General features: G+C 66.8%; 13 protein-coding genes. 3 read left to right on the top strand and 10 right to left on the bottom strand.

Features of this window, described 5'->3' with window-relative positions; translation table 11 throughout:
- The first annotated feature begins 137 nt into the window (after positions 1-137).
- The 3 genes from mutM to mutY all read left to right on the top strand — a co-directional run bounded on the left by mutM (position 138) and on the right by mutY (position 4523).
- Complete coding sequence (gene mutM, locus ACW4E8_RS03545) at positions 138-1016, top strand: bifunctional DNA-formamidopyrimidine glycosylase/DNA-(apurinic or apyrimidinic site) lyase (RefSeq protein ID WP_456803248.1); 879 nt, start codon at positions 138-140, stop codon at positions 1014-1016.
- A gap of 281 nt (positions 1017-1297) precedes the next feature.
- Positions 1298-3250 (top strand): dynamin family protein, encoded by a 1953-nt coding sequence (locus ACW4E8_RS03540; protein ID WP_456803247.1) that lies wholly within the window; start codon positions 1298-1300, stop codon positions 3248-3250.
- Positions 3251-3344: 94 nt separating this feature from the next.
- Entirely contained in the window at positions 3345-4523 is a 1179-nt protein-coding gene (gene mutY, locus ACW4E8_RS03535; RefSeq protein ID WP_456803246.1) for an A/G-specific adenine glycosylase, read from the top strand.
- Between the two features lie 31 nt (positions 4524-4554).
- On the opposite strand, the gene ACW4E8_RS03530 is transcribed toward mutY, so the two are convergent.
- From ACW4E8_RS03530 to lptC, 10 genes are all read right to left on the bottom strand, one after another.
- Complete coding sequence (locus tag ACW4E8_RS03530) at positions 4555-5214, bottom strand: LON peptidase substrate-binding domain-containing protein (protein WP_456803245.1); 660 nt, start codon at positions 5212-5214, stop codon at positions 4555-4557.
- A gap of 81 nt (positions 5215-5295) precedes the next feature.
- Positions 5296-6180: an RNase adapter RapZ gene (gene rapZ, locus ACW4E8_RS03525; protein WP_456803244.1), complete on the bottom strand. Its 885-nt coding sequence runs from the start codon at positions 6178-6180 to the stop codon at positions 5296-5298.
- A 109-nt stretch (positions 6181-6289) separates the two neighbouring features.
- Positions 6290-6682, bottom strand: coding sequence for a PsiF family protein (locus ACW4E8_RS03520; protein ID WP_010814383.1), 393 nt, complete (start codon positions 6680-6682; stop codon positions 6290-6292).
- A gap of 162 nt (positions 6683-6844) precedes the next feature.
- The gene (hprK, locus tag ACW4E8_RS03515; protein ID WP_010814384.1) at positions 6845-7816 is read right to left on the bottom strand and encodes an HPr(Ser) kinase/phosphatase; all 972 of its coding nucleotides are present in this window, start codon (positions 7814-7816) and stop codon (positions 6845-6847) included.
- 80 nt (positions 7817-7896) lie between these two features.
- On the bottom strand, positions 7897-8352 hold the full coding sequence (gene ptsN, locus ACW4E8_RS03510; RefSeq protein ID WP_010814385.1) for a PTS IIA-like nitrogen regulatory protein PtsN: 456 nt from the start codon (positions 8350-8352) through the stop codon (positions 7897-7899).
- 455 nt (positions 8353-8807) lie between these two features.
- Positions 8808-9158, bottom strand: a complete 351-nt coding sequence (hpf, locus tag ACW4E8_RS03505; protein WP_010814386.1) for a ribosome hibernation-promoting factor, HPF/YfiA family — start codon at positions 9156-9158, stop codon at positions 8808-8810.
- A 48-nt stretch (positions 9159-9206) separates the two neighbouring features.
- The gene (locus ACW4E8_RS03500; protein WP_456803243.1) at positions 9207-10688 is read right to left on the bottom strand and encodes an RNA polymerase factor sigma-54; all 1482 of its coding nucleotides are present in this window, start codon (positions 10686-10688) and stop codon (positions 9207-9209) included.
- A 135-nt stretch (positions 10689-10823) separates the two neighbouring features.
- Positions 10824-11624 carry an LPS export ABC transporter ATP-binding protein gene (lptB, locus tag ACW4E8_RS03495; protein WP_456803242.1) on the bottom strand — a complete coding sequence of 267 codons (801 nt, stop codon included), beginning with the start codon at positions 11622-11624 and terminating at the stop codon, positions 10824-10826.
- A gap of 57 nt (positions 11625-11681) precedes the next feature.
- Positions 11682-12332, bottom strand: a complete 651-nt coding sequence (gene lptA / locus ACW4E8_RS03490; protein ID WP_456803241.1) for a lipopolysaccharide transport periplasmic protein LptA — start codon at positions 12330-12332, stop codon at positions 11682-11684.
- A 106-nt stretch (positions 12333-12438) separates the two neighbouring features.
- Positions 12439-13068 carry an LPS export ABC transporter periplasmic protein LptC gene (gene lptC, locus ACW4E8_RS03485; RefSeq protein ID WP_456803240.1) on the bottom strand — a complete coding sequence of 210 codons (630 nt, stop codon included), beginning with the start codon at positions 13066-13068 and terminating at the stop codon, positions 12439-12441.
- Positions 13069-13093: the final 25 nt, after the last annotated feature.

Below are 13093 nucleotides of genomic sequence, written 5' to 3'. Positions count from 1 at the left end.
CGCGCGCTGGCGAAGGATGGGAGAAAGCGCATTGATAAGGGCATTGTAGCCTGCCGCTACAATGCGCTGCTTGGCGCCGCAGGCCGGTGCCCGCAGGCGCCGCTGGAGTTTTGAGCGGTAACCAACGGAGAGGTTCGATGCCAGAATTGCCCGAGGTCGAGGTGACCCGGCGCGGCTTGCTGCCGCATGTGGTGGGGCGGCGCATCGCCGCGGTCACGGTGCGCCACCGCGGCCTGCGCTGGCCGGTCGATCCGGAACTGGAAATGCGGCTGGCCCAGCGCGTGGTGCGCCGGATCGAGCGCCGCGGCAAATACCTGCTGCTGGAATGCGTGAGCGAGGCGGCGGGCGAGCCGGCCGGCTGGCTGCTGGTCCACCTGGGCATGACCGGCACGCTGCGGGTGCTGCCTGACGCGCCGCCGCCTGGCGCGCACGACCACCTTGACCTGGTGCTGGCCCCCGGGCCCGGCGCCGGACCGGACACCAAACCGGGCACCATCGTGCTGCGTTTCCGCGATCCGCGCCGCTTCGGCGCCATCCTGTGGAGCACGCTGCCCGAGGCCGAACTGCCGTCGCACCCGCTGCTGCGCACGCTCGGCATCGAGCCCTTCGATCCCGCCTTCGACGGCGCCTGGCTGCACCGCCACACGCGCGGGCGCAGCGCCGCCATCAAGACCGTATTGCTGGCCGGCGGCATCGTGGTGGGCGTGGGCAATATCTATGCGTCCGAAAGCCTGTTCCGCGCCGGCATCCGCCCGACCACCCCGGCCGGGCGCCTGAGCCGCGCGCGCTGCGACCGCCTGGCGCAGGCGGTGCGCGAGACCCTGGCGCAGGCGATCGAGCGCGGGGGCAGCACGCTGCGAGACTTTGTCGGCAGCGACGGCGCCAGCGGCTATTTCCAGCTTGATTGCCTGGTCTACGACCGCGCCGGCCAGCCGTGCCGGGTCTGCGCCACGCCGGTGCGCCAGATCGTGCAGGGCCAGCGCTCCACCTTCTACTGCCCGAACTGCCAGCACTGAGCCCTGGCGGCCACCCCCGGGCAGGCGCCGTGTGGCGCACAATGCGCGCCGCCGGTGATTGTCGATGGGTCGGCGCAACACTCCTTGTGCAAGGCATGACCGAGGGACGTGAATTCCACAAAACCGCTGTGGAAACCTGTATCGTGTGTGCAGTTATAAAAAGTTACAAAATGGCCCAACCGCTTGCAGGGTAGACAGTGGTCGGGCCGGCATTGCGCGAACACGGGCGCAGCGCGAAAGCGGCGTGCCCCGAGGTAAAACCAAGTCAGCCGAACAGCTCCATGACAACGCTCGCCCACCAATTCGAACAATACGGCGCCTGGAGAACCGGGGTCCTCCAGTCACTGGCCGAATTCCAGTCCTGGCTGCAGCAGCACGACCTGTACGACGCCCAGGCCGATGACCGCGTGCAGCGCATCCAGAGCGTGCTGCGCAGCGACCGCCTCAAGGTCGCGTTCATTGCCGAGTTCTCGCGCGGCAAGAGCGAGCTGATCAACGCCATCTTCTTTGCCGACTACGGGCGCCGCATCCTGCCGTCGTCGGCGGGGCGCACCACGATGTGCCCGACCGAGCTGCGCTATGACGAGGCCGAGCCGCCGTGCATCCGGCTGCTGCCGATCGAGACACGCCTGCAGGAGGCCTCTACCGCTGACTTCCTCGAGGCCGGCACCTCGGCTTCGCACTGGCATTCGGTGCCGCTGGACCCGTCTTCGCCCGAGGGCATGCTGGCTGCGTTCCAGCACGTGGTGCAGACCGTGCGCGTGCCGCCCGCGCAGGCCGAGGCGCTGGGCCTGTACCACGAGAACGATCCCGATGCCGCCTACGCGGTTGATGCCGAGGGCATGGTCGAGATCTCGCGCTGGCGCCACGCCGTCATCAATTTCCCGCACCCGCTGCTGCGCCAGGGCCTGGTGATCCTGGACACGCCGGGCCTGAACGCGATCGGCACCGAGCCCGAGCTGACGCTGCGGCTGATCCCCGACGCCCATGTGGTGGTGTTCGTGCTGGCCGCCGATGCGGGTGTCACCAAGAGCGACCTGGAGCTGTGGCGCAGCCATGTCGGCGCTGGCCACCGGCGCGGCTGCCTGGCGGTGCTCAACAAGATCGACGGGCTGTGGGATCCGCTGCGCCAGCCGGGCGAGATCGCGCAGGAGATTGCGCGGCAGGTGTCCACCACCGGGCAGGTGCTGGGCATCGAGCAGTCACGCGTCTATCCGGTGTCGGCGCAGAAGGGCCTGGTGGCCAAGGTCACGCACGACGACGAGCTGCTGGCGCGCAGCGGCCTGCCCGAGTTCGAGCACGTGCTGTCCGACCAGCTGATCCCGCGCCGGCGCGAGATCGTTTCAGACCAGGCGCACCGGCTGGTGCAGGACATGGCGCGCGCCGCGCAGCAGCTGCTGCAGAGCCGCCGCCGCGATATTGTCGAGCAGCTGTTCGAGCTGCGCGGCCTGCGCGGCAAGAACCACGCGATGGTCAAGCACATGCTGATGCGGGTGCAGGGCGAGAAGGACGAGTTCGAGCAGAGCATCAGCAAGTTCCAGGCGCTGCGCCTGGTCTTCGGCCGCCACAGTGCCGACATCATCAAGAGCCTGCAGCTGCGCGACGTGCGCCTCACCATGCGCAGCGCGCGCGAGCAGATGAAAGAGCGCTTCTTCTCGCGCGGCCTGCGCGAAGACATGGACGCGCTGTTTGCGCAGCTGACCAGGCTGGTGACCGATGCCGACAACAAGATCGGCCAGCTGCACCAGTTGATCGAAAGCATGTACCGGCGCTTCAACGCCGAACACGGCTTCACGCTGCCCACGCCGATGCAGTTCACTGCCGAGCGCTACGTGGCCGAGCTTGAGGAAACACTGCGCCTGGTGCATGCGCACTTCGGCACGGTCAGCATGCTGACGCGCTCGCGCCCGCAGCTGGTGCAGAGCGCCTTCAACACCATGGCCAGCCGCGTGCTGGAGAACTTCCGCGACCTGAACCGCGATATCGAGGTCTGGCTCAAGTCGGTGATGACGCCGCTGGAAGCGCAGGTGCGCGAGCACCAGAAGCAGCTGCGCCGGCGCGTCGATTCGATCGAGCGCATCCACGAGGCCACCGACACGCTGGAAAGCCGCATTGCCGAGCTCGAGGAAGTGCTCAACGGCCTGGACGAGCGCAGCGGCCGTATCGAGGGCTACGCGCAGCGGCTGCTGCGGCCGACGGCCGCCGCCGACAGCGCGAGCCTTGCGGTGGCCTGATCCTGAAGCCGGTATATCATGTGGCGCCGCACTCAGCGGCGCCTTTTTCTTTGGTGCGCCGCCGCGCCCCCGCGCTTCAGAACGTTTCACCCAGATGCCCCGCAAACCAGCCCCCCGCGCCATTCCCGCCATCCCCGACGATATCCGCGTGCCGCCCGACTTCGGCGCCCGCGTGGTTGACTGGCAGCGCCGGCATGGCCGGCACGACCTGCCGTGGCAGAACACGCGCGACCCGTACCGCATCTGGCTGTCGGAGATCATGCTGCAGCAGACCCAGGTGAGCGCGGTGATCGACTACTTCCAGCGCTTTGTCTCGCAGCTGCCCACGGTGCAGGCGCTGGCGGCCGCGCCTGCCGACCAGGTCATGGCGCTGTGGGCGGGGCTGGGCTATTACTCGCGCGCACGCAACCTGCACCGCTGCGCCATGCAGGTGGTGAGCGAGCACGGCGGCCGTTTCCCGACGGATCCTGCGGTGCTGGCCACGTTGCCCGGCATCGGCCGCTCCACCGCTGCGGCGATCGCCGCGTTCAGCGCCGGCGTGCGCTCGCCGATCCTGGACGGCAACGTCAAGCGCGTGTTCGCGCGCTGCTTCGGCATCCACGGCCATCCGGGCGAGCGCGTGGTGGAAACGCGCATGTGGCAGCTGGCCGAGCTGGCATTGCCGGCGGCAGGCCCGCGCCAGGCCGAGGACATGATCGCCTATACGCAAGGGCTGATGGACCTGGGCGCCACGGTGTGCTCGCGCGGCAAGCCGGCCTGCCTGGCCGATGCCGGTGCGTGCCCGCTGTCGGCCGACTGCGTGGCGCGCCGTGACGGGCTCACCAGCGTGCTGCCCACGCCAAAGCCGCGCGCGGCTATCCCCGAGCGCAGCACGGTAATGCTGCTGGTGCGGCGCCAGCGCGAAGTGCTGCTGCGCCTGCGCCCCGGCAGCGGCATCTGGGGCGGCCTGTGGAGCCTGCCGGAGATGCCGGTCGACACCGTGCCCTTCGACGCGGAAGCCGCCGAGGCGGCGGCGCTCGACTATGCCCGCGCCTTCGGCAAGCCCGCGCGCGCCGCGCTGACCGGCGAGCTGACCCATGTGTTCACGCACGTCCGCCTGCTGATCCGTGCCATCCGGGTCGATGTGAGTGCGGACGGCGCAAGCCTGATGGCGCAGGACAGCGCCGCGGAAGCCGCGCAGCGCTGGATCTCGCTTGACGATCTCGATGCGGTGGGTACGCCCGCGCCGGTGCGCAGGCTGCTGGAGGACCAGGCGCGCGGCGGGCTGTTCTGAAGTCTGGCGGGCGTGTTTCGGGGATCCGCGGCTAGAGCATGTGGTTCTGGCGCATGTAGCGGTGCACGATCTCGATGCGCATGCCGGCATCGGGCAGCGCCATTAGCATCTGCTTGGCCTTGAGCGGCACCGGCAGCAACTCGCACAGCCGGTTGGCGACCCAGCTCGGGTCGTCCCACAGGTAGGGCTCGTCAAACGGCAGTCGGTCGGGTTGCTCGGCATGCAGCCGCGTGACGATACGCCGCAGCGCATCCAGGCATTCGCCCAGCAGCTCCAGCTTGCAGTCGATGATGTCGGGGGGCAGCACCTCGGCGCGGGCGATCAGCAGGCCGTTGTCGCGGGTGTCATGGCTGACGATATGGAAGCGCTCGCGGCCGCGCGCACGGATCAGCAGCACGCCCAGCTGTTCCATGTTGCAGTCGACGATCTCCGCCAGGCAGCCGACCAGCTCGGGCACGGTGGGCTGGTCCGGCCGGGCCACTTCCTCGCCGCTTTCGATCAGGCAAACGCCGAAGGGTGTGCTGTCGCGCAGGCAGTTGCGCACCATGTCGACATAGCGCGCCTCGAACACGCGCAAGGGCAGCCGTCCACCGGGAAACAGCACGGTGTGCAACGGGAACAGCGGCAGGTTGTCGAGCGTCCGTGGCGGATCTTCTGATGCCGTGGGACGGTAGAGGTCGGTCGAGGACATGCAGTGCCAGCTTGGGTATCGCGCAGCAATGGGCCAGCCGGCCAACGCGGCGCGCAGATGCCAGTGGCAGTCCCGCCTGCGTCAGCCCGCCGGTGCGAGCTCTCGGTGTCTCACCAGCACATTACCATGCGCCCGGAAGTAGTTGGCAAGCCTTTCCGCAATATAGACCGAGCGATGCTGGCCGCCGGTGCAGCCGATCGCCACGGTCAGGTAGCTGCGGTTGTCGGCAATGAAACTTGGCAGCCACTTTTCCACGTAGGCGCGAATATCCTCGGCCATTGCCAGCACCATTGGCTGGGCCTGCAGGAAGTCGATCACCGGCGTGTCGCGCCCTGTCAGCGGGCGCAAGGCCACGTCGTAATAGGGGTTGGGCAGCGAGCGCACGTCGAACACCATGTCCGCATCGCTGGGCACGCCGTGCTTGAAGCCGAACGACTCGAACAGCAGCGTCAGCCGCTGGCTGTCGTCGCGGATCAGCTCCTTGATCCAGCTGCGCAGCGTATTGGTGCGCACATTGCTGGTGTCGATGCGGTGCGCGGCCTCGGCCAGCGGGCTCAGCAGCGCGCGCTCCATCTCGATCGCTTCCATCAGCGCGGTGTCGTTGAAGGCGGGTTCACCGCCCGGGCCCGGCACGCCGTCGGTACGCACCGACAGCGGGTGGCGGCGGCGCGTCTCGGAGTAGCGCTGCACCAGTGCGTCGGTGCTGGCGGTCAGGAACACCACCTCGACCTGGTGCTCCGCGGCCAGCGCGCGCACGGTGTCGGGCAACTGGTCGAGCGACTCGCGGCTGCGGATGTCAGTGGCGACGCCCAGGTGCGTATAGCCCTGGCTGTCGAGGTAGCGGGTCAGTTCAGGGATGAACTGAGCCGGCAGGTTGTCCACGCAGTAGTAGCCTGCGTCTTCAAGCACGTTCAGTGCGACGGACTTGCCGGAACCGGATATGCCGGTGATGAGGATGATGCGCATAGCACCTGAAGCATAGCATCAGGTGCTGGCTGCGTCATGACAGGGAGTTTACACAGGCAAAAATGGCGAGCCTCCCGGTTCGCCATTCTTCTTCAGCTTGCGCCGTCGCTCAGGCTGCCTTGGACAGGCATTCCTTCATGTAGGCCTTGTATTCGTCGCCCTTCTTGCCCTTGCCCGACTTGCTGCAGGAGGCCATTTTCTCCTGCTGGGTCTTGGACGCGCCCTTGGACAGGCATTCCTTCATGAACGCCTTGCGTTCGTCGCCCTTCTTGCCGGCGGCTTGCGTATTGCAGGCCTTCATCTTGTCCTGCTGGGCGTTGGCTGCGGGCTTGTCCGGGGTAGCCGGGGTGGCGGGCGTGGCAGGCATGGCCGGCGTTGCCGGTGCGGTGGCCGCTGGCTTGGCTGGCGTGGCGGGGGTTGCCGGCGTGGCGGTGGTCTGTGCAAAAGCGCTGGCGGCGATCATCGGGGTGACCAGCGCGCACATCGCGATCAGTTTCTTCATGCTTGCTCTCCTGGCTGTGGAAAACTTCATGGCCGCGCGCCATTGCCGGCGTTGCAGCTTCCGTAACGGGCGCGATGCCCATTACAGCACAAAACGGAGCATGCCTGAAGAACGTTGACGTTCTGCGTCAACGCCGTTGTAAGCAAATGAAAACGCTGGCGCTCAGAGCAGGCGGCCCTGGCCGCGCGAAACCGCATCGGCCTGCATCGCGGCGCGCTGCCGGTCCATGAAGTCGCGCAGCGTATCGATGCCGCGCAGGCGCAGGATGGTGTTGCGCACCGCGGCCTCGACCAGTACGGCCAGGTTGCGCCCGGCCGCCACCTGGATCTTGACCATGTGGATCGGCAGGCCCAGCACGTCCAGGTATTGCGAATCGAGCGGCAGCCGCTCGAACTCGCCGTCGTTGCGGCGCACCAACTGCACCACCAGCTTGATCTTCATCTTCCGGCGCACTGCGGTCTCACCGAAGATGGTCTTGATGTCGAGCAGGCCCAGGCCGCGTACTTCAAGCAGGTTCTGCAGCAGCGGCGGGCAGCGGCCTTCGATGAAATCCGGCCCCAGGCGCACGAAGTCCACGGCATCGTCGGCCACCAGCCCGTGGCCGCGCGAGATCAGTTCCAGGCCAAGTTCGCTCTTGCCCAGGCCCGATTCGCCCATGATCAGCACGCCCATGCCCAGGATGTCGAGGAATACCCCGTGCATGGTCACGCGCGGCGCGGAGATGCGCGACAGGTACAGGCGCAGGTGGTCGATCACCGCGGCCGACGACACCGGCGTGGTGAATAGCGGCGTGGACGAGCGCGTGCAGCGCAGTTCCAGGTCGGGCGGCGGCTCCATGCCGTCGGCGATCACCAGGAAGGGCGGCTCGAGCAGGATCAGCTCGCCCATCTGGCGCTTGCGGGTCTCGTCGTCCAGCCGCTGGTAATAAGTGATCTCGGGCTTGCCGAGCACCTGGATGCGGTTGGGGTGGATCAGGTTCAGGTGGCCCACCAGGTCGGCGGCGGAGGTGGCTTCGCGGGCGAACTCCACGTCGAAGGCGCGGTCCGCGCCTTCCAGGCCGGCCACCCACGAGAGTTTGATGTCGGCCGCGTTGTCGTCGAAGATGGACTGGGAGGTGACGCCGGTAAGTTCCATGCGGTATGACTGGTGGGGCGGTTTGCTAAGCGCCTGGCGCCTGCCCGGTCTGGTGCCGGCCCGCCTGGGGGATCAGGGGATCAGGGATGCCATGCGATCAGCAACTGATGGACGGCATCGGGCGTGGGCAGCGTGGCCAGCCCTTCACGCATGTCGCGGTCGGAAAGCAGTTGCGCGATTTCTGACAGGATTTCCAGGTGCTGCTGGGTAGCCTGTTCGGGCACCAGCAGGAAGATCAGCAGCGATACCGGCTTGCCATCCGGCGATTCGAACGGAATCGGCTCGGCCAGGCGCATGAAGGCGGCCAGCGGCTGCTTCAGGCCCTTGATGCGGCCGTGCGGGATCGCCACGCCGGCGCCCAGGCCGGTCGATCCCAGCGACTCGCGCGCGAACAGGTTGTCCGTCACGATGGCGCGCGCCACACCATGGTTGTTCTCGAAGAGGAGCCCGGCCTGCTCGAACACACGCTTCTTGCTGGTGACGCTGACGTCGAGGGTGATGTTGCCGGGTGGCAGCAATTTGGCCAAACGATTCATGGGCGATGCGCAGGATTTCAGTTAGCGGGCGGATCGTTCCGCCGGGCAGTGGGCTGGCCCCGGGCTGCCGTTGGCCTGGCCGGAGGCGTCCGGCCCATTATAGAGCAGCGACTACCCCCGCATTGTGCAGCGCAGCGGGGCAAGCCGGTGCAGAACGATACATGGTGATGCAATCGTGCCTCCGGGCCGGGGGCCGGCGCACCGATGCGGGGCGCGGCCAGGATTCCCTCTCTTTGTATGGCGCAGCATACACCTTGGCGCAGCGCTTGCGAACACCCTTGCCCATTCGGGTGAAAAGCGTTGGCTCCGGCGCCACAGCCGGGCCGCACCGCCAGTGCGGGCGCGGCATGCCGGCGGCAACCCGGAACGCGAGGGCGCAAAAAAGCCGCGCTTCGTGGCGCGGCTTGCCTGTTCAATCCTGATTCAGCAGCCCGCTGCGGGGCTGCCGGGCACGGTCATTGCTGCATTTGCGCTGCGGCCATCTGGTACTTGACCGCTTCGCGGTCGTGGCCTTGCACGCGATCCTTGTAGCGGATCACCTGACGGTCCAGCTTGTCGACGAGTGCGTCGATCGCTGCATATAGGTCTTCGTGATGCGCCTCGACAAAGATGTCCTTGCCCTTGAGATGTAGATTGATTTCCGCGTACTGACGCCGGTCCTTTTCCTTGTGGTTGTCGACAGAGAGCAGCACGCTAACGCCAATGACCTGATCGAAATGCCTGACGATTCGCTCCAGCTTCGTTTCCACGTACTCACGCAGAGGGGGCGTGATGTCCAGGTGGTGTCCACTGATCTTGAAGTTCATAGCGCTTCTCCTTCTGAAAGAGCCTCACCAGGCAGGCGGTGGGCTCGGCTACAAAGACTTGCGGAGATTGACTGCGGGGATCTTCAGGGCTTCGCGATACTTGGCTACAGTGCGGCGCGCAACAACAAAGCCTTGCTCACCCAGCAGTTCGGCAATGCGACTGTCGGAAAGGGGATTCCTCGGGTCTTCGGCTCCTATCAGTTGCTTGATCAAGGCGCGGATGGCCGTTGATGAAGCCGCGCCACCGGTTTCGGTGGACACGTGGCTGCCGAAGAAGTACTTCAGTTCGAAAGTACCCATCGGCGTTGCCATGTATTTATTGGTCGTCACCCGGGAGATGGTTGACTCGTGTAAACCCAGTGTATCGGCAATCTCCCGCAAAACCAAGGGGCGCATGGCGATTTCGCCGTGACTGAAAAAGTTCTTTTGACGTTCGACAATGGCCTGCGAGACACGCAGGATTGTGTCGAACCTTTGCTGGATGTTCTTGATCAGCCAGCGCGCCTCCTGCAGCTTCTGCTGCAGCCCGGCCGTGCCGGACTCACCCTTCGCGCCACGCAGGATTTGTGCATACATATCATTGATGCGCAGCCTCGGCATCACATCCGGATTGAGCTGCGCGATCCAGCCGCCGCCACCCTTGCGCACGAACACGTCCGGCACCACGAAGTCGGCTTCCGGGCGGCTGTATGCATGGCCGGGGTAGGGCGCCAGCGAGCGGATCAGTTCGTGTGCGGACTTCAGCGCCACTTCATCGACCTGCAGCGCCTTCTTCAGCCGCGTGTAGTCGCGTACTGCGAGCAACTCCAGGTGGTTGGTGACGATGTTCAGCGCCAGCTCGCGCTGCGGGTGCGTCAGGCGCCGCAACTGCAGGGCCAGGCACTCGGCGGCGTTGCGCGCGCCCACGCCGGGCGGGTCGAAGCTCTGCAGCAGCGTGAGGATCGCGTGGACTTCGTCGATCTCGAACTCGAGTTCTTCCGGCAACTCCGTGCAGATCTCCTCAAGCGATGCGCTCAGGTAGCCATCGTCGTCGAGCGATTCGATCAGGAAGATGGCCAGGCCCTTGTCGCGCGCCGAGACCTTCAGCGGCGTGAGCTGTTCCATCAGGTACTCGCGCAGCGTGGGCTCGGCTTCGCGCAGCTGCATCGGCGTTTTTTCGTCCTCGTCGCCCTGGGGGCGGCGGGCAAAGTCGTCCAGGCTCCAGTCGCCGCTGCCATAGTCGTCGCCGTTGCCGCTGTCGCCATAGCTGTCGTCGTCACCCGCGCCGTCGGCGCGGGCCTCGCCATTGCCCTGGGGCTCTGCCGGGGCGGGCGCCGGTGCGCTCTGCAGGTTGACCGAGCCGTCGGCCGCCACGCGCAGCGGGCTTTCGATCCAGTCGTTCTCGCGCTCGAGCAGCGGGTTTTCCGTCAGCGCCTGTTCGACCTCTTGCTGCAGTTCCAGCGTAGAGAGCTGCAGCAGCCGGATTGACTGCTGCAGTTGCGGGGTCAGGGCCAGATGCTGGGAAAGACGGAGCTGTAGCGACGGTTTCATGCGACCTATTCTATGCGCAACTATCCGTTGTTGGAACGGAAATTGCTATCGCTTATGCGGTCCGATCGCCGCTGGCTGTGGGAGGGCCCACGCGCGCCCGCGAAGAGGCCTGCCGCTCCAGGGCAGGCCGCTGCATCACATGCGGAAGTTCTCGCCCAGGTAGACGCGCCGCACTGCGTCATTGGCGATGATTTCCTCGGGCTGGCCCGCGGCCAGCACCGTGCCTTCGCTGATGATGTAGGCGTGGTCGCAGATGCCGAGCGTCTCGCGCACGTTGTGGTCGGTGATCAGCACGCCGATATTGCGTGCCTTGAGGAAGCTGACGATGCGCTGGATCTCGCCCACGGCGATCGGGTCCACGCCGGCGAAGGGCTCGTCCAGCAGGATGAAGCGCGGCGACGACGCCAGCGCGCGCGCGATTTCCACGCGGCGGCGCTCGCCGCCCGACAGCGACAGCGCCGGGTTGTTGCGCAGGTGCGCGATCTGCAGGTCGTCGAGCAGCGAATCCAGGCGGCGCTCGATCTCGGCCTTGGGCAGCGGCTTGCCGTTGTTCACCTGAAGCTCCAGCACCGCGCGGATGTTTTCTTCGACGTTGAGCTTGCGGAACACCGAGGCTTCCTGCGGCAGGTACGACAGCCCCATGCGCGCGCGCTCGTGGATCGGCAGGCCGCTGATGTGGTCGCCGTCGAGCACGATATCGCCTTCGTCCAGCGCCACCAGGCCCACGATCATGTAGAACGACGTGGTCTTGCCCGCGCCGTTGGGCCCGAGCAGGCCGACCACCTCGCCGCTCTTCACGTCGAGCGAGACGTCCTTGACCACCGTGCGCGAGCCATAGCGCTTCTTCAGGTGGCGCACGACCAGCGTGCTGCCCCCGGGGAGGATGGCGGAGGCTTCGACGGAAGGCTTGTCGGCGATGGTTGCGGTATCGGTCATAGGCACAGTCAGGCGTTCAGGCGTTTCTGGCGCGGGCAGGCAAGCCGGCGCCAGGCGTCAGGGTTTGTTGGCAGGCGCGGGCGCCGGCTTCAGGTCCAGCGGCGAGCCGCCGTTGCCCGTGGCGCCGGCCTTCTGGTCCTGGCGCGGCGACAGCACCGCGCGCACGCGGCCGGACGGATTGGCGCCCGTGGCGTCGCCACTACCGCCGCCGGCGGCCGTGTAGAACTCCTTGCGGCTGTCGTAGGTCAGCACCGCGCCGCGGATCTCGTCGACCTGCTTGGCGCCCTGCAGGCGCGCCATGCGGGCATTGCCGATCAGCTTGGAGTACTCTTGCTTGCCGTCGTACTCGATGCGGTCGCCCCAGCCGTCGATGTATTCGTCGACGCCTTCGCGCTTCTGCCGGATGTAGGCCTGCTTGCCCGGCTTGGCGGTGGCCACCGCGAACTGGTAGCCCTCGGGGTCGGTGCGCAGTTCGGCGGCGTCTGACTTCAGGATCATGGTGCCCTTGGTCAGCACCACGTTGCCGGTCAGCGTATAGATCTGCTTGACGTCGTCGTAGCTGGCGTTGTCCGCCTCCAGCACCATCGGCTTGTCGCGGTCCGCGCGCTCGGCCAGGGCGGGCTGGGCCAGCAGGCCGAAGGCCATGGCCAGGGCGAGCAGGGCCGGGGCGGTGCGTCGACGGGACGATGTCGTCAGGGAAGCAGTCATGTTGGCAGGGGTTGCTTGAGGGCGTCTGGGTACGTTGGTGCGGGTTGGTGCGGACCGGCTGCGCATGCCGGCACTGCGTGCGCGGCCCCCGGGCCGGGGATCGGGATCAGGACCCCGGCGCGCGGCCCGGGGACGGCCCGGTGATGATGGTGCCGCGTACATTGCCGAGCAATTGTACTTCGCGCGTGACGTTGTTGAAGATCAGGCCGTTGGCGGTCATCACCGACGGGCCGCGCGTAAGCTTGACCGGCTTGTCGGTCTTGACGATGTCGTCATTGACCAGCAGCTGGAAATAACTGGATGCGGCGGTCAGCTGCGGGTCCTTGGACACGTCCACGCCCTGCTGGCGCATGACGAAGCCGTTGCCGTACAGGTCGATCACCGAGCCCTCGGCGTTCATGCGGCCCATATCGGCGCGGGCGGTGACCGGCGGGCGGTCCGGCTCGTACGCGCGCATGGCGGGCCGGGTCACCTCGTAGGTCTGGTCGTCCTCGAAATGGACCATGCGATCGCCGGTGAAGCGGATCTTGGTGCTGCCGTCCGGCGCCAGCTCGGTGGCCGAGAAGCGGTCCATGAAGTAATCAGGCTCATGCTTCCTGGTGCTTTGCGCGGCCGGGTCTTCCTTGGGGGAGTTGATCTGGACCAGCCAGAACGTGCTGCCCGCCACGAAGGCCATCAGCAGCAGCGGCAGCAGCCGCATGACGATGCCGCTGAGGGAGGCGAGGAGTGCCTGCATGGTGTCCTTGGCGTTGTGCCGGTTG

The sequence above is a fragment of the Cupriavidus sp. CP313 genome, from assembly GCF_054072015.1.
This window is presented reverse-complemented; position numbering and strand designations above follow the sequence as displayed.